The sequence below is a fragment of the Bradyrhizobium sp. 27S5 genome (assembly GCF_037217225.1).
Lineage (GTDB): Bacteria > Pseudomonadota > Alphaproteobacteria > Rhizobiales > Xanthobacteraceae > Bradyrhizobium > Bradyrhizobium septentrionale.
In genome coordinates, this window is record NZ_CP147714.1 from 2,401,511 (window position 1) to 2,417,359 (window position 15,849).

The 15,849-nt window shown below is 65.8% G+C and carries 15 protein-coding genes and 1 pseudogene; 6 read left to right on the plus strand and 10 right to left on the minus strand.

The features are described 5' to 3' along the window. The first annotated feature begins 49 nt into the window (after nucleotides 1–49). Entirely contained in the window at nucleotides 50–1,048 is a 999-nt protein-coding gene (locus WDM24_RS11330; RefSeq protein WP_338831254.1) for a LacI family DNA-binding transcriptional regulator, read from the plus strand. A 157-nt stretch (nucleotides 1,049–1,205) separates the two neighbouring features. Here the strand turns inward: WDM24_RS11330 and WDM24_RS11335 are convergent. Together WDM24_RS11335 and WDM24_RS11340 are read right to left on the minus strand one after the other, a co-directional pair. Next, nucleotides 1,206–2,444, minus strand: a pseudogene (locus tag WDM24_RS11335) (SulP family inorganic anion transporter); the annotation flags it as partial. 60 nt (nucleotides 2,445–2,504) lie between these two features. Then, nucleotides 2,505–3,404 carry a CHAD domain-containing protein gene (locus WDM24_RS11340; protein WP_338831255.1) on the minus strand — a complete coding sequence of 300 codons (900 nt, stop codon included), beginning with the start codon at nucleotides 3,402–3,404 and terminating at the stop codon, nucleotides 2,505–2,507. 267 nt (nucleotides 3,405–3,671) lie between these two features. Between WDM24_RS11340 and WDM24_RS11345 the strand changes: the two genes are divergently transcribed. The 3 genes from WDM24_RS11345 (at nucleotide 3,672) to WDM24_RS11355 (ending at nucleotide 5,951) form a co-directional block, all read left to right on the plus strand. Next, entirely contained in the window at nucleotides 3,672–4,106 is a 435-nt protein-coding gene (locus tag WDM24_RS11345) for a MarR family transcriptional regulator (RefSeq protein ID WP_338831256.1), read from the plus strand. A 77-nt stretch (nucleotides 4,107–4,183) separates the two neighbouring features. Then, complete coding sequence (locus tag WDM24_RS11350) at nucleotides 4,184–4,951, plus strand: enoyl-CoA hydratase-related protein (protein WP_338697805.1); 768 nt, start codon at nucleotides 4,184–4,186, stop codon at nucleotides 4,949–4,951. 109 nt (nucleotides 4,952–5,060) lie between these two features. Then, a complete protein-coding gene (locus WDM24_RS11355; RefSeq protein WP_338697807.1) occupies nucleotides 5,061–5,951 on the plus strand; it encodes an aldose 1-epimerase family protein in 891 nt (296 codons plus the stop codon). Between the two features lie 21 nt (nucleotides 5,952–5,972). Here the strand turns inward: WDM24_RS11355 and WDM24_RS11360 are convergent, their stop codons facing one another. The 3 genes from WDM24_RS11360 to WDM24_RS11370 all read right to left on the minus strand — a co-directional run bounded on the left by WDM24_RS11360 (nucleotide 5,973) and on the right by WDM24_RS11370 (nucleotide 8,445). Continuing rightward, the gene (locus WDM24_RS11360; protein WP_338697809.1) at nucleotides 5,973–6,173 is read right to left on the minus strand and encodes a hypothetical protein; all 201 of its coding nucleotides are present in this window, start codon (nucleotides 6,171–6,173) and stop codon (nucleotides 5,973–5,975) included. Between the two features lie 83 nt (nucleotides 6,174–6,256). Continuing rightward, a complete protein-coding gene (gene trpS, locus WDM24_RS11365) occupies nucleotides 6,257–7,273 on the minus strand; it encodes a tryptophan--tRNA ligase (protein WP_338831257.1) in 1,017 nt (338 codons plus the stop codon). Between the two features lie 437 nt (nucleotides 7,274–7,710). Next, a complete protein-coding gene (locus WDM24_RS11370; protein ID WP_338831258.1) occupies nucleotides 7,711–8,445 on the minus strand; it encodes a 3-oxoacyl-ACP reductase family protein in 735 nt (244 codons plus the stop codon). A 199-nt stretch (nucleotides 8,446–8,644) separates the two neighbouring features. Here WDM24_RS11370 and WDM24_RS11375 point away from each other — a divergent pair, with 199 nt between their 5' ends. Together WDM24_RS11375 and puuE are read left to right on the plus strand one after the other, a co-directional pair. Further along, nucleotides 8,645–9,058, plus strand: a complete 414-nt coding sequence (locus tag WDM24_RS11375) for a DUF3830 family protein (protein ID WP_338831259.1) — start codon at nucleotides 8,645–8,647, stop codon at nucleotides 9,056–9,058. Between the two features lies 1 nt (nucleotide 9,059). Continuing rightward, nucleotides 9,060–9,998 carry an allantoinase PuuE gene (puuE, locus tag WDM24_RS11380; RefSeq protein ID WP_338831260.1) on the plus strand — a complete coding sequence of 313 codons (939 nt, stop codon included), beginning with the start codon at nucleotides 9,060–9,062 and terminating at the stop codon, nucleotides 9,996–9,998. 226 nt (nucleotides 9,999–10,224) lie between these two features. On the opposite strand, the gene WDM24_RS11385 is transcribed toward puuE, so the two are convergent. The 5 genes from WDM24_RS11385 to WDM24_RS11405 are packed head-to-tail and all read right to left on the minus strand — an operon-like array spanning nucleotide 10,225 to nucleotide 15,602. Further along, nucleotides 10,225–11,757: an ABC transporter ATP-binding protein gene (locus WDM24_RS11385; RefSeq protein ID WP_338831261.1), complete on the minus strand. Its 1,533-nt coding sequence runs from the start codon at nucleotides 11,755–11,757 to the stop codon at nucleotides 10,225–10,227. Next, on the minus strand, nucleotides 11,754–12,437 hold the full coding sequence (locus WDM24_RS11390) for an isochorismatase family cysteine hydrolase (RefSeq protein WP_338831262.1): 684 nt from the start codon (nucleotides 12,435–12,437) through the stop codon (nucleotides 11,754–11,756). The genes WDM24_RS11385 and WDM24_RS11390 overlap by 4 nt, the downstream gene beginning before the upstream one ends. Before the next feature lie 18 nt (nucleotides 12,438–12,455). Beyond that, nucleotides 12,456–13,382 (minus strand): ABC transporter permease, encoded by a 927-nt coding sequence (locus WDM24_RS11395; RefSeq protein ID WP_338831263.1) that lies wholly within the window; start codon nucleotides 13,380–13,382, stop codon nucleotides 12,456–12,458. Nucleotide 13,383: 1 nt separating this feature from the next. Beyond that, complete coding sequence (locus WDM24_RS11400) at nucleotides 13,384–14,496, minus strand: ABC transporter permease (protein ID WP_338831264.1); 1,113 nt, start codon at nucleotides 14,494–14,496, stop codon at nucleotides 13,384–13,386. Then, complete coding sequence (locus WDM24_RS11405) at nucleotides 14,493–15,602, minus strand: BMP family ABC transporter substrate-binding protein (protein WP_338831265.1); 1,110 nt, start codon at nucleotides 15,600–15,602, stop codon at nucleotides 14,493–14,495. Before WDM24_RS11405 ends, WDM24_RS11400 begins: the two co-directional genes overlap by 4 nt. Between the last annotated feature and the right edge of the window lie 247 nt (nucleotides 15,603–15,849).

The window sequence follows — 15,849 nt, forward strand, 5'->3', positions numbered from 1 at the left end:
ATGGCTTGGCAACCTGGAATCGTGCAGGGTCCTGTCCATGAGCTCCGATGTGACTGCCCCCAGGACTGGCCCAGCGGATGCCGCACCCACCCTCTCGGAGGTGGCCAAGCGTGCCGGCGTTTCCTCGATCACGGTGAGCCGGGTGGTGCGGATGCCCGACCTGGTCGCCCCGGAGACAAGGGCGCGGGTCGAACTGGCGATGCGCGACCTCGGCTATGTCCCGAACCTGGTGGCGGGCGCGCTGGCGAGCGCGCGGACCAATTCGGTCGGCGTGCTGGTGCCGACCATCGCCAACTCGATCTTCGCCGACACGGTGCAGGGCCTCTCCGACAAGCTCGAGCCGCTCGGCTTCTCGGTGATCCTGGCGCAGTCGCGCTACGACGCGGTGCGCGAGGACCGCGTGCTGGCGGCGCTGCTGTCACGGCGGCCCGAGGCGATCATCATGGTCGGCTCACCCGCCACGGAGGAGGGCAGCCGCCTGCTGCGCAATGCGCGCATCCCGATCGTCGAGACCTGGGATCTGCCGGCAAACCCGATCGACGCGGTCGCGGGCTTCGACAATTACAAGGCTGGTGTTGCCGTCGCGAAACATCTGGTCGCGCAGGGACGCAAGCAGCTTGCCTTCATCGGCGGTGACGATCCGCGCGGCACCCGCCGCTGGCTCGGCTTCAGGGATGAGGCCCTCGCAAGCGGCCTCGCCGAGCCGCGCCGGCTGATCCTCGACCGCAAGGATTCGGGAAGCGTGGCGGCGCATGCCCGTCTGCCTGGTGTCGATGCGGTGTTTGCCGCCAACGATGCGCATGCGATCGGCTTCATGTCGGGGCTGCGCAAGGCCGGGGTGCTGCGCGAGGGGCCGGCATCGGCGCAGCCGGTCGCCGTGATCGGGCTCGGCGATCTCGAAATGGGTCAGCTGATCTCGCCGACGCTGAGCACGATCAGCGTGCATGGTGATGCGATCGGCCGCACCGCGGCGACGCTGACGCTGGAGCGTGGCGGCGAGCGCCGTATCGATCTCGGCTTCGAGCTGGTGCTGCGCGACAGCGGCTAGAGCGTTTTCGAGCGAAGTGGACACCGGTTCGCGTAAAGAAAACGCGTCAAAACAAGAATCTAGAGCCTTGGTTCTGATTCAATCAGAACCGAAGCTCTAACGATGCTGGAGCGGCCTAGCCCTTCTTGTCTGCGGTCCAGCGGTCGATGCCGGCGAACATTGCCGCGACCAGGCACCCGGCGATGATGCCGAAGGTCAGATCCTTGAACACCGTCAGCCCGAAGGTCGTGATCAGCACCGCGGCGCTGCGCCGATCCCTGATCAGGCGCAGGAATTCCTCCTTCTCTGCCATGTACCAGCACACCACGACCAGGACCGCGGCCAGCGCAGAGAGCGGAATGTAGCTGGCAAGCGGCGCGGCGAGCATCATGAACGACAGCAGAAAGGCCGAATGCATCATGCCGGAAAGAGGGCTGCGCGCTCCGGCGCGGATATTGGTCGCGGTGCGGGCGATCGTGCCGGTGACGCTGATGCCGCCGAACAGGGCGGAGGCGATGTTGGCGATGCCCTGCGCCACCAGCTCCATGTTGGAGCGGTGCTTGCGGCCGGTCATGCTGTCGGCGACCTTTGCCGAGAGCAGGCTCTCGACGCCGCCGAGCAGCGTGAAGGAGAGCGAGGCCGGCAGGATTTGCAGCAGCAGCGCCCACGAGAACTCCGGCATATGCGGCACCGGCAGGCCGCGTGGGATTTCACCGAACCGGCTGCCGATGGTTTCGACCGGCAGATGCAGCAGCACGACCGCAATCGACGCGAGCACGATTGCGATCAGCATCGCCGGCCAGGTTGGCTTCACCGCGCGCAGCACGAAGATCACGGCGGCCGAGCCGGCGCCGATGCCGAGCGCGGACCAGCTCAAGGTCGGAAGCGCGTGGCTGAGCGCTGCGAGCTTCGGCAGAAGCGGCCCGGGCTCGGCACCGGCAAGCGTCAGCCCGCCCAGATCGCGCAGCTGGCTCGCCAGAATGGTGACCGCGATTCCGCAGGTGAAGCCGACCGTGACGGGGTGCGGGATGTAGCGGATCAGCGATCCAAGTCCCGAGGCGCCGATCAGCGTCAGCATCAGGCCGGACACCAGCACGGTAAGCATGAGGCCCTCGACGCCGAACTGCGCGGCCGTTGCGGCGACGAGGACGATGAAGGCACCGGCCGGTCCGCCGATCTGAAAGCGGCTGCCGCCCAGCGCGGAGACCAAAAAGCCGCCGACGATGGCGGTGAACAGCCCGCGCTCCGGCGTCACGCCCGAAGCCACCGCGATCGCCATCGAGAGCGGCAATGCCACCACCGCCACCGTGAGCCCGGCCATCACATCATGCCGGAAGGGGGCAACGCCGTACCCTTCGGTCAGCGTGGTGACGAGCTTGGGACGATAGAGATGTGCCGTGGAGGAGCCGTCAGGCATGGGGATGACCGCAGGGAAGGGGATGAAGGAAATTGGCAGAGCGGGAGCGGGCAGTTGCTTTCATTCGGCAATCTTCCGGTAGATCGCCGCGGCGCGGCGCAGCAGCTGGCTCTTGCGTTTGCGCTCGTGCACCCGCTGGTGCCTGGCCTCGCGTTCGTCGGCGCCCTGATCCAGTGCATCGGCACTTTCGAACAGCTTGCGGCGGACCTCGTCATCGTTCAGTTCGCCGAGCAGCTGCTGTCCCTTGCGCAGATGCTTCAGCACGTCGCGCCACGATGCATAGACGTCGGCAGGCAGTCCGCCTTCCGAGAACTCGATGGCGTAACGCAGCCGCTTGCTGGCGAGGCGGACGCGGTGGCGCTTGTTCTTGCCCATGCCTTGCAGCCCGCGGCTCTTGTGACACAGCTTGCCATGCCATCGCGCCAGCCGTCGCGCGTGAAACACCGAGACCGGCACGGCGCGCCTTTGCGCCGCGCGAGGATCCTGCCGTGTGGTCCAGGGGCCGCTGCCGACCCAGTCCCACATGCCGTCGAACCATTGCCAGTACCGGTCGCTTTGCAGCGCCTCCCTGAGGGCTTCGAACGCATCGGTTCGTGCCGTCATCAGCATGCGCTCTTCGGGCAAGCCTTTGCTGTTCTCGATCGCGACGTCGAGATCGCGCGTTGCGCCGAGATAGGCGCTCAGCCATTTCAGTTCGGATTTCAGTCGCGTCCATTCGCTGTCCGCCACCATCGGGCCGTAGAAGGCGATCGCCGCCTTCAGCCGCGTCAGCGCAATACGGGTCTGGTGCAGGGCGGTGGGATCGCCGGAGCTCAAGGCCTCGTGGTTGGTCGAGACTTCCTCGAGGCATTCGGACAGGATCAGGCGAAACGCGGTTTCACAACGCATGGCCTCGCTGAGATGCCGCGGCCGCTTCGGGCGGACAACGCGCTCCCTGGCCGGACTTGCCGCTAACGTCATGACACTCTCGTGACCCCGCCGGAACCGCGAGGCAACGGGCGGCTCCCGGACGGAAAGATTTCCCGTTTGATCGATCGCGATCAAGGGTTTTCTGCTGAACCGCAGCGCAACGATCCGGCGACGCGATCAAAATGTCGCAATACGCCCGGTGGAAGGCGCCCGTTCCGGCCGGTATGCTGCGCGCGCTGTGCTGGAGGGCGAAAATTCGCCAGATATTTCGCGCACGAAGTATCTTGATATTTCGCATGCGAAATATATAACGACGGCATGAAAGCGGAACACCGGCTGATCTTTCTTCTGACCGTGGCCTATCGGCGGCTGCAGCGCGCCATCGACCAGGAGACGGCCGCGCACGATCTGACGTCGGCCCAGGCCGGCGTGCTGTTCTTTCTCGGGCGTAATGACGGCGCGCTGATCGGCGACGTTTCGCAGGCGCTCGACATCGTGCCGTCGGCGATGACCGGGCTCGCCGACCGGATGGAACGTGCGGGCCTCGTGAAGCGCCGGCGCGACGGCGAGGACGGGCGCAGCCAGCGGCTCTATCTGACCGTGGCGGGGCAGGAACTCGGCAAGCGCGCCGCGACCCGGACCAGGGTGATCAACAACCGCCTGATGGACGGATTTTCGGAAGCGGAAATCGACGTGGTGTCGCGCTGGCTAACCAGCCTGCAGGAGAAATTTCCGAAGGACAAAGACGGCTAGGGCGTTTTCAAGCGAAGTGGGTACCGGTTCGCGTGAAGAAAACGCGTCAAACAAGAAGCAAGCAACAGGAGTGAGGCATGAGTGAAGTGGTCGTAGCGCTGGACAATGGCGTTCTCACCGTGACGATGGCGCGTCCGGACAAGAAGAACGCGATCACCAACGCGATGTATGGCGCGATGGCGGACGCGCTCGAGCGCGCGGAAGGCGACTCCTCGATCCGCGCCGTGCTGTTGCAGGGCGACGGCGACAGCTTTACCGCGGGCAACGATCTCGCCGATTTCGCCGCGGTGTCGCGTGGCGTACAGGGCGAGCGTCACGTGACGCGCTTCCTTGCCGGCCTCGCCAGGGCGACGCGGCCGCTGGTTGCCGCCGTGCAGGGCAATGCGGTCGGCGTCGGTACCACCATGCTGCTGCATTGCGACCTCGTTTACCTCGCGCCGACCGCGCGGCTGATCACGCCGTTCGTCAACCTCGCGCTGGTGCCGGAGGCGGCGTCGACCTATCTGCTGCCTCAGCGGATCGGCTACGCACGGGCCTATGCGATGTTCGCGCTCGGCGAGCCGCTCGAGGCGGAGACGGCTGTTGCGATCGGCCTTGCCAATGCGGTCGTGCCGCTCGAAGATCTCCGCGCCAAGGCCCGCGCGGCGGCCGACGCACTGGCGAAGCGGCCGTTCGGCTCGCTCCAGCACACCAAGGCGCTGATGCGCGACCCCGCCAGGATCAGCGCGCAAATGGCGCGCGAGGGCGAGATCTTCCAGGAACGGCTGATGAGCGCGGAGGCGCGCGAGGCGTTTGCCGCCTTTGCCGAGCGCCGCCAGCCTGATTTCTCCAAGATCGCTGGCTAGCCCAGAGCTTGGGGCCCCCCGCATGGACGGCCCCATCGCTTCGGGGTTGACGGCTTCGCCGCCATCGCACATCTCGTGTCACAGCACAGCGCAACCCGGCGAGGCGAGCATGAGCGACAGTCATACGTTGCGCGGCGACAAGATCGCCGCGACCATTTCGGCACAGGGCGCCGAACTGTCGTCGCTCAGCAATGCCGAAGGGACCGAACTACTGTGGCAGGCCGGCCCGCAATGGCCGCGCCACGCGCCGATCCTGTTCCCGATCGTCGGCCGATTGAAGAACGACACGCTGCGCCACAACGGCAAGACCTATCCGATGACGCAGCACGGCTTTGCGCGGGACCGCCGCTTTGCCTGGGTGGAACAGGGACCGCGATCCTGCAAGCTCGCGCTGACCGACGATGCCGACACACGTGCACGCTATCCCTTCGCCTTCAGGCTCGAGGTCACCTACACCGTTGATGGCGCCGATCTCGACGTCGCGTTCGACATCATCAACACCGGCGCCGAGATGCTGCCGGCCTCGCTCGGCGGTCATCCCGCTTTCAATTGGCCGCTGGTGCCGGGGCTGCCGAAGGAGGCTTACACGCTGACCTTCGGCAAGACTGAACCCGCGCCGATCCGGCGGTTGAAGGATGGATTGATGCGGCGGCAGCCTGAACCCAATCCGGTCAAGGGCAGAACGCTTGCGCTGTCGGAGGATCTGTTCGATGACGACGCGATGGTCTTCGATCAGGTCGCAAGTACATCGATCCTCTTCACAGCGACACTAGGCCCGGCAGCAGCCACGCAAGGCGCGGCGATCGAAATGTCCTGGCGCGGCTTTCGCGAACTCGGCATCTGGTCGAAGCCTGGCGGCGCGCCGTTCCTCTGCATCGAGCCGTGGCACGGCTTTGCCAGCCCCGCGGATTTCGACGGCGAGTTCGCGGACAAGCCGGGCCTGATGCAGATTGCTCCGGGCGCGCGTCAGTCGCTGAGCTGTCGCATTCGGGTCAGCTGACGGCCTGCTCTCGCGATCAGCTCAATGCGCGCGGGGGCCGAGCGCGCTCGTGAGCGCGCCGACCGACGGCGGATTTTCGTGAGCCCAAGCCTCGTGCGCGGCGAGATCGCGGTAATGCTCGGCCATGCGCAGCAACCGGTCGCGGATGCCGGTATCTTCCTCGCCCTTGGCCTGATCGGCCAGCTGCGCGGCGCGTTCGAGAAGCGCTTTCGGATCGATCACGACATGCTCCAAATCCGGTTTCGCCAAGCGGGCAACTGTTACAGCCAAGCACAGTTCCTGCCGTGGTTTGATGACAGCGGCGTTCAGAGCTGGAACAAGCCAAGTCCTTCCAAACCAAGCCCTTCCATGACATCGCGCTTGGTGCGCTCAGTGATCTCGCGCGCCCTCAGGGTTCCGCGCCTGATCACGTCAGCGACGTAGTCGCGATCGGTCGCCAGCTCGGCGCGTCGGGTTCGGATTGGTGCGATCAGGGCTTGCAGAATGTCCTCCAGCCGCCGCTTGATGGTTGCATCGCCGAGTCCGCCGCGTCGATAGCGCGCCTTCAGTTCCTCGACGGCATGATGATCGTCGTCGAATGCGTCGAGATAGGTGAAGACGACATTGCCCTCGACCTTGCCGGGGTCGGCGACGCGCAGGTGATCCGGATCGGTGAACATCGCGCGCACCGCGGACGAGATATCATCGGGCGCGGCCGAAAGCGGAATCGCATTGCCCGCGGATTTGCTCATCTTCGCGCGCCCGTCGACGCCGGGCGGCCGTCCCGCGCGCGGGATGATGGCTTCGGCTTCGGGCAGCAATGGCCCGCCGGCCAGCGCGTTGACGCGCCTGACAATCTCGTTGGTCTGCTCGATCAGCGGCGCCTGGTCCTCCCCGACCGGCACGACCGTGGCCCGGAACGCCGTGATATCGGCGGCCTGCGCCACCGGATAGCACAGGAAGCCGGCCGGGATATCGCGTCCGAAGCCGCGGGCGCGAATCTCGTCCTTGATGGTGGGATTGCGTTCCAGCCGCGCCACGGTGACGAGGTTGAGATAGAGCATCGATAGTTCCGCCAACGCCGGTAGCTGCGATTGCAGGCAGATCGAGGTGCGCTCGGGATCGATCCCGACGGCAAGATAGTCCAGCGCGACCTCGATGACGTTGCGGCTGACCTTGCCGATGTCGTGCGCATTGTCGGTCAAAGCCTGCATGTCGGCGAGCAGCAGGAACTGCTGATGGGTGTCCTGAAATTTCAGGCGGCTGCGCAGAGAGCCGGCGTAGTGGCCGAGATGCAGCGGCCCGGTGGTGCGGTCGCCGGTGAGGATGATTGGTTTGGTCATGATATCTCCATTCGGTTGAATGGGGACACCGCATGCGGGCTGGATGAGATGAAAAAGGCCGCCCCATGCGGCGGCCCCGAAAATGCATGAACGCGTTTCGGCCCGCCTGTCAGTCGGGGAGCCACCAGAGATGGGCGATCAGGATCGAGCGGTTCATGCCGCAAGCGGTAGGGCAATCGCGCGATGCGGTCAAGATGGCGGGCGCCCTAGAGATGAGTTTGGGTTGAACCGTCGTCGCGATGGCGCTGCGCTCCCTCTCCCCGTCCTTACGGGGAGAGGGTTGGGGTGAGGGGCCGCCTCCGCGTATCCGGTGATAGCTGTATTCGCGGAGACTCCCCCTCACCCGGAGCGCATCTAACGATGCGCTCCGACCTCTCCCCGCACGCGGGGCGAGGTGATACCGAGTCCGCGGCTCGATTCAAAAAAGTCACCATGGGCTAGTTGAACGCCATGCCGCCGCTCATCGCAATGGTCTGTCCGGTCATGTAGGGATTGTTGACCAGCAGCATCACGGCCTGCGCGACCTCTTCGGCGGTGCCGAAGCGGCCGATCGGGATCCGGCTGACCAGGCCGCTCTGTCCCTTCATCATGTCGGTCTCGATCAGCGAGGGCGCGACGGCGTTGACGGTGATGCCCTCCTTGACGAGGCGCGCGGCATAGCCGCGGGTCAGGCCTTCCATCGCCGCTTTCGATGCGTTGTAGTGCGGGCCGATGGAGCCTGCGCCGCGCGCAGCACCGGAGGAGATGTTGACGATGCGGCCCCATTGTCGCGTCCGCATCACCGGCAGCACCGCCTGCGTGCAGAGAAACGCCGATTTGAGATTGACCGTGATGGTGCGGTCGAAATCCTCTTCGGTGAGATCGTCGACGCCCCGCACGATGGCGATCCCGGCATTGTTGACGAGGATGTCGACCGGGCCGAGCTCGGACTTGGCGCGCTCGACCAGGCGGGTGACAGCGGCAGCTTCCGAGACGTCGGCGGCGACAGCGACGGCCCGGCCGCCGGCGGCAATGATGCCCTTCGCCAGCGTCTCCGCCTCGGCCGAGCGCTCGCGATAATTGATCGCGACGGCGGCGCCGGCGTCCGCCAGCTGCTTTACGATCGCCGCACCAATGCCGCGCGAACCGCCGGTCACCAGTGCCACATGTCCGTGCAGACTGTTTTTTGTCATCGCCTCACCCTGTTTGACGTGCCGCGGCAGGTTCGCAAACAGGGAGGCGAGGCGCAACGCAACCCTGCTCAAATCTGCGTTGCCGCGGGCCGCCTGCGCCGAAAAACCGGCGTTCCCAGCCGGAATCGGCCTTGCGTCCGGCGCGGGGCGGCGGCAATGGTTGGAGCGTCACTCCTTCCAGCAGACCCACGAGAGATCGATGAGCAAATTGATTGTCCGCGCCGGCGAGTTCACCTTTGACGCCCGTTTCGAGGAGCAGCTGGCGCCGAAGACGGTCGCCGCCTTCCGCAAGGCGATGCCGTTCGAGAGCCAGGCGATCCATGTGCGCTGGAGCGGCGAGGGCGTCTGGATGCCGCTCGGCGATCTCGATTTCGGCGTCTCCTACGAGAACCACACCAGCTATCCGGCGCCGGGCCAGATCATCCTCTATCCCGGCGGCATCAGCGAGACCGAGATCCTGCTCGCCTATGGCGGCGTGCACTTCGCCAGCAAGATGGGCCAGCTCGCCGGCAATCATTTCATCACGCTGACCTCGGGGCTGGAGAACCTCACCGCCTTCGGCAAGACGGTGTTGTGGAAGGGCGCGCAGCAGATCCGCATCGAGGAAATCTGATGTGACCGAGGCCCGCTACCCGCGCGATCTCCGCGGCTACGGCCGCAATCCGCCCGATCCGAAATGGCCCGACGCTGCGCGCGTCGCCGTGCAGTTCGTGGTCAATTTCGAGGAAGGCGGCGAGAACAACATCCTGCATGGGGATCGCGCCTCGGAAGCATTCCTGTCCGACATCTTGGGCGCGCAGCCCTGGGTCGGCCAGCGTCACGCCAATATCGAGACCATGTTCGAGTATGGCTCGCGCGCGGGCTTCTGGCGGTTGTGGCGGATGTTCACCGAGCGCAAGCTGCCGGCCACGGTGTTCGGCGTCGCGATGGCGCTGAAGCGCAATCCGGATGTGGTTGCGGCGATGCAGGAAGCGGGCTGGGACATCGCAAGCCACAGCCTGCGCTGGGTCGAGCACAAGGACATGTCGGAGGACGAGGAGCGCGCCGAGATCGCGCGCGCCATCGCCGTGCACACCGAGGCGACCGGTGCGCGCCCGCTCGGCTGGTACACCGGCCGCTCCTCGATCAACACGCTGCGGCTTCTGATGGAGGCCGGCGGCCTGCGCTATCTCTGCGATTCCTACGCCGACGATCTGCCGTACTGGATCAAATCACCCGGCAGCGAGCCGCATCTCGTGATCCCCTACACGCTCGACGCCAACGACATGCGCTTCATCAACGCGCAGGGTTTTGGCGGCGGCGACGAGTTCTACACCTATCTGAAGGACAGTTTTGACGTGCTCTATGCCGAGGGCGCGACGCGACCGAAGATGATGTCGATCGGCCTGCATTGCCGGGTCGTCGGCCGTCCGGGCCGTGCCGCCGCGCTGATGCGCTTCCTCGATTACATCCAGAGGCACGAGCGGGTCTGGGTGCCGACCCGGCTTGCGATCGCCGAGCATTGGCACGCCAATCTGAAGCATCTCGCCGCGCAGGCGTTCGAGATCGGCTAGCGCAAAATGAAGGCACGTTGAATCGGTCTTGCGGCAAACTGGCTGCACCTCTCCCGCTTGCGGGGGAGGTCGGATTGCATCGGAGATGCAATCCGGGTGGGGGCTCTCTCCACAATGTGACTCGCGGAGAGAGCCCCCACCCCAACCCTCCCCCGCAAGCGGGAGAGGGAGCGCACCGTCATTGTGGCCGGCAGCTCAACTTGACGTCATCATGCTTTAGCGCGCGTCAATGCCCGGCCATGTGGCGGCCGATCTCGGTGAGGTCGGCCTCGCTGGCGCTGATATCGTGGACGAAGGCGCCGTGGAACATCACGACCAGCCGGTCCGACAATTCCAGCAGTTCGTCGAGATCTTCGCTGACCAAAAGCACCGCCGCGCCGCGGTTGCGGGCGGCCATGATCTCGGCGTGGATCTGCGCCACCGCCGCGAAGTCGAGCCCGAAGCACGGATTGGCGGCGATCAGCACCTCGACATCGCCCGAGAGTTCGCGCGCCAGCACCGCGCGCTGCACGTTGCCGCCCGACAGCGCCGCGATCGGCGTATCAGGCGTGCGGGTCTTGATCTTGTAGCGGTTGATCTTGCGCTCGGCATCCTGGCGGAATGCTGCGCGGTTCAGCCACCAGCCGCCGCGTGCGAACGGAGCGCGGTCGAATTCACGGAACGCGATGTTGTCGGCGACGCTCATGCCGCCCACGCAGGCGTTCTTCAGCGGCTCCTCCGGCAATAGCGACATCTTGTGGCGGCGCATCTCCTCGCGGCTCGCCGAGTAACTCTCGCCCTGGACGCGGATCACGCCGCTCTCGGCCTCGCGCTGGCCCGCCAACACCTCGACCAGCTGGCGTTGGCCGTTGCCGGAGACGCCGGCGATGCCGACGATCTCGCCGCTCTTCACGGTCAGCGACACGCCATGCACGGCGATTGCGCCGGCATCGTCGCGCGCGGTGAGCTTGTCGAGCTCGAGCTGCGGCGCGCCGGTCTCGCCGGTGCGCGGCGGCTGCACCGTCAACTGCTCCGCGCCGATCATGGTGCGCGCCATCTCGTCGGGCGTCAGGTCGGCGACCCGGCCGGTGCCGGCGAGCTTGCCGCGGCGCAGGATCGTGACGTCGTCGGCAAACGCCATCACCTCGCGGAACTTGTGCGTGATCATCAGGATGGTCAGTTCGCCCGCGACCACCATCGCGCGCAGCATGCCGAGCACCTCGTCGGCTTCGCCCGGCGTCAGCACCGAGGTCGGCTCGTCCAGGATCAGGAATCGGCGCTTCAGATAGAGCTGCTTGAGGATCTCGCATTTCTGGCGTTCGCCCGCTGAGATGTCGGAGACTCGTGCGTCGAGCGGCACCTTGAACGGCATTTTCGCCAGGAAGGCTTCGAGTTCGGTTTTCTCCTTCCGCCAGTCGACGACGGCAGGCACATGATCGCGCGCCAGCACCAGGTTTTCCGCGACTGTCATCGCAGGCACCAGCGTGAAGTGCTGGTAGACCATGCCGAGCCCGAGCGCATGAGCGTCCTTCGGGTTGGCGATGGCCTGTTGGCGGTCACCGACGATGATCTCGCCTTCGGTGGCGTGGTAATAGCCCATGATGCATTTGACGAGCGTGCTCTTCCCGGCGCCGTTCTCGCCGAGCAGCGCATGGAACGAGCCGGGACGCACCTTGAGCTCGACATTGTCGAGCGCTGCGAAATCGCCGAACCGCATCGTCATGGCGATGGCGTCGACGCCGAATGCGCCTGATGGTAGCGGCGGCTCGCCGATGATCACGACAGCGCCCCGATCAGGTCGGCGGATTTCGTCACCGCGCCGAACACGCCGCCCTGCATCTTGATCATCTTCAGCGCGTGGTCGTGGTTGCTCCGGTCGGTCGCGCCGCAGCAATCCTCGACCAGCACGCATTCGAAGCCGCGGTCATTGGCCTCGCGCATCGTGGTGTGGACGCAGACGTCGGTGGTGATGCCGGTCAGCACGATGTTCTCGATGCCGCGCAGCCGCAGCATCAGCTCGAGGTCGGTGGCGCAGAACGAGCCCTTGCCGGGCTTGTCGATGATCGGCTCGCCCGGCAACGGCGCGAGATCGGGAATGATGTCCCAGCCGGGCTCGCCGCGCACAAGGATGCGGCCGCAGGGGCCGGGATCGCCGATCCCGGCGCCGATCTGGCGTGAGCGCCAGCGCTTGTTGGCGGGCAGGTCGGCCAGATCAGGCCGGTGGCCTTCGCGGGTGTGGATGATGTGAAAGCCCTGCGCCCGCATCACGGCGAGCAGCCTCTTGATCGGCTCGATCGGCGCCCGGGTCAGCGAAAGATCGTAGCCCATCTTATCGACATAACCGCCGACGCCGCAGAAATCGGTCTGCATGTCGATGATGATGAGCGCGGTGTTCTGCGGCCGCAGGTCGCCATTGTAGGGCCAGGCGTAGGGCTCGGACTTGATGAAGCGCTCGGGCATGGAATGATCTCGCTGGGTCTATCGGGTGATGGACAATTCGGCGGGCGCGCCGGTCAGCGTGCGCTTCGGCGAGCAGGTGATGATCATGATCGCAAGGGTCAGGATGTAGGGCGCGGCGTTGAACAAATGATAGCCGGAGGTGATGCCGACCGATTGCAGCGCGGGCCCGAGCGCGGCGGCGCCGCCGAAGGCGAGCGAGGCCCACAGGCAGAGCATCGGATCCCAGCGCGCGAAGATCACCAGCGCCACTGCCGTGATGCCCTGGCCCGAGGAGAGGCCTTCGTTCCAGCTGCCGGGATAGAACAGCGACAGGAACGAGCCGCCGATGCCGGCGAGGAAGCCGCCGACCATGGTGGCGCGCAGCCGGATCAGCAGCACGGAATGGCCCATCGCGCGTGCCGCGTCCGCGCTTTCGCCGGCGGTGCGGATCAACAGGCCCCAGCGCGTGGTCCTGAAGGCCCAATAGAGCAGCGGCGCGATCGCAACCCCGATCAGGAACAGCACGTTGATGCGCAGCGCGGCGCGCACTTGCGGCACGTCGCTCCACCAGCCGAAATCGATCGCCGGCAATCTTGGGGCAGTGGGCTCGATCAGCGGCTTGCCGAGGAAGAAGGCAAGCCCGGTGCCGAGCAGCATCAGCGCGATGCCGACCGCGATGTCGTTGACCCGCGGCAGCGAGCAGATGCCGGCATGCAGCGCGCCGAACAGCGCGCCGGTGATCCCGGCGGCGAGCACGCCAAGCCATGGCGAGCCGGAGAGATAGGAGATGCCATAGGCACTCATCGCGCCCATCACCAGCGTGCCCTCGAGGCCGAGATTGATGCGGCCGCTTCGCTCGGTGATGCATTCGCCGAGGCTGACAAACAGGAAAGGCGTCGAGACACGGATGGCGCCGCCGAACACGGCGAGCGGAACGGTCCAGAGCCCGATCGATGCATCCGCCATGTCAGGATTTTCCCTTCAGGAAGCCGATGCGACCGTAGAGCGCGTCGCTTGCCAGCACGAACACGAAGATGATGCCCTGCAGCACCAGCACCGAGGCGTCGGGCAGGCCGAGCCGCCGCTGCAGCAGGCCGCCGGAGGCCGAGATGCCGCCGAGCAGGATCGCCACCGGAATGATCGCGAGCGGATTCTGCCGCGCCAGGAACGCGACGAGAATGCCGGTGAAGCCGTAGCCCGCGGCGAGATTGGCATTGGTGCGGCCCTGCACGGCGGCGACCTCGATCATGCCGGCAAGCCCGGCGCAGCTGCCGGCAAGGAAGCAGACGGTCAGGATCAGCTTGCCGACGGAAAGCCCCACGATCTTGGCGGCGCGGATGTTGCCGCCGGCGACGCGCGCGGCGAAGCCGAAGGTGGTGTGATAGATCAGGACGTAGGCGGCGACGGCGGCGATCAGCCCGAACACCAGGCCCCAATGCACGTCGGTGCCGGGAATGCTGCCGATCATGTTGGCGGCGCCGATCTCGCGCGTCGAGGGTTTGTTGAGGCTCGCCGGATCGCGCATCGGTCCCTCGACCAGATGGTTCAGGACAGCGAGCGCGATATAGACCAGCAGCAGGCTCGAGATCGTCTCGTTGACCCCGCGATATTGCCGCAGGCCGCCTGACAGCGTGATCCAGAGGCCGCCGCCGATCATGCCCGCGATCACCATCGCGATCTGCACCACGATCGGCGCCGCGCCTTGCACGGCCAGGGCGGCCGCGGTCGCCGACAGCGCGCCGATCAGCAGCGCGCCTTCGCCGCCGATGATCACCATGCCGAGCTGCGCCGGCAACGCAGTGCACAGCGCGGTCAGGATCAGCGGTGCGGCGCGGGTCAGCGTGTTCTGCCACGAGAACCAGGTGCCGAACGCGCCGTAATACATGTAGAAATAGAGATCGAGCGGGTTCTTGCCGTAGAGTGCGACAAAGCCGCCGAACACCGCGAGCGCGCCGACCAGCGCCGCGCCCGGGATCAGGATGTACTCGATGCTCGCGCCGTAGCGCTGGAGGAATCCGGGATCGGCGGCCGGAGCAACGCCGCCGGCCGCCTCCACCGATTCCGCCGCCTCGGTCGTCACGCGGTGGCTCCGATCACGCCCTCGACCAGATAATCCATCTTCTCGAGTTCAGGGTCCTGCTGGCCGCGGTCGGTGCCACCGGCGATCACGGTCTTGCCCTTGTTGTCGGCGATCGGGCCCTTGAAGATGGTGAACTCGCCGGCCATGAACTTGGCCTTGACGTCGTCGGCGTGCTTGCGCGCTTCCGCCGAAACCATCTCGCCATAGGGCGAAACCTTGACGATCTCTTCCTTCAGGCCGCCGCGATAGAAGTTCGGGATCGCTTCGCCTGACGTGATCATCTTGACGAATTTCGGATAGAGCGCCTCCCAATTCCATTCGGCGCCGGTCAGATAGGCCTTCGGCGCCAGCGGCGACTGGTTGACGTGATAGCCGCACACAAAAGCGCCGCGGCGCGCGGCGTTTTCGACCATCGTCTTCGGTCCGTCGACATGACAGGTCAGCACGTCGACGCCCTGGTCGATCAGGCTGTTGGTCGCCTCGGCTTCCTTGACCGGCATCGACCAGTCGCCGGTGAAGATCACCTGCGTGGTTGCCTTCGGGTTGGCGAGCCGGGCGCCGAGCGTGAATGCGTTGATGTTGCGCAGCACCTGCGGGATCGGCTTGGCCGCGACAAAGCCGAGCTTGCCGCTCTTGGTCGAGTAGCCGGCGACGATGCCGGAGATGTATTGGGCTTCGTCGATGTAGCCGAAATAGCTGCCGGCGCTTTTCGGGTCCTTGTCGGACCACAGGCCGCCGCAATGCTCGAAACGCAGCTTTGGAAACTTGGCCGCCATCTTGAGAACGTGCGGGTTGTAGTAGCCGAACGAGGTCGGAAATAGCAGCGTCGCGCCGTCGAGGTTGATCATGGACTCGATGGTCTTCTCGACCGCATCGGTTTCCGGCACCTTCTCTTCCTCGACCACCTTGATGCCGGGCAGCTTCTTCACCGCCGCCGCGCCCTGGGCGTGGGCCTGGTTGTAGCCGTAGTCGTCACGCGACCCGACATAGATGAAGCCGATCGTGGTTTCCGCTGCCGCCGCGCCGCGAATGCCGAGCGTGCTGCCGAGCGCCACCGCGGCGCTTCCCTGCAATAAATTCCGTCTTGAAATCCTGCCAAAATCCATCGCGTGCTCCCTCCGGCGGGTCCGGCCCGCCTGTCCTTGTCGCAGCCGCCATGACGGCCGCGCTCAGACGGAGTGTCGCAAGCTTCGTGCCAGAGCATGTTTGGCAATCATGATTCGGTAAGCGATTGAATATGAAAAGAAATGGCGACCAGCTTGGGAGGCGTCGGAAGTCGACCAGGGCCGATCTGCCTATTTTATGAGCGATCACCCGCCGTTGTATGCAATGCCGTTAAGCAGTCGCTAACCG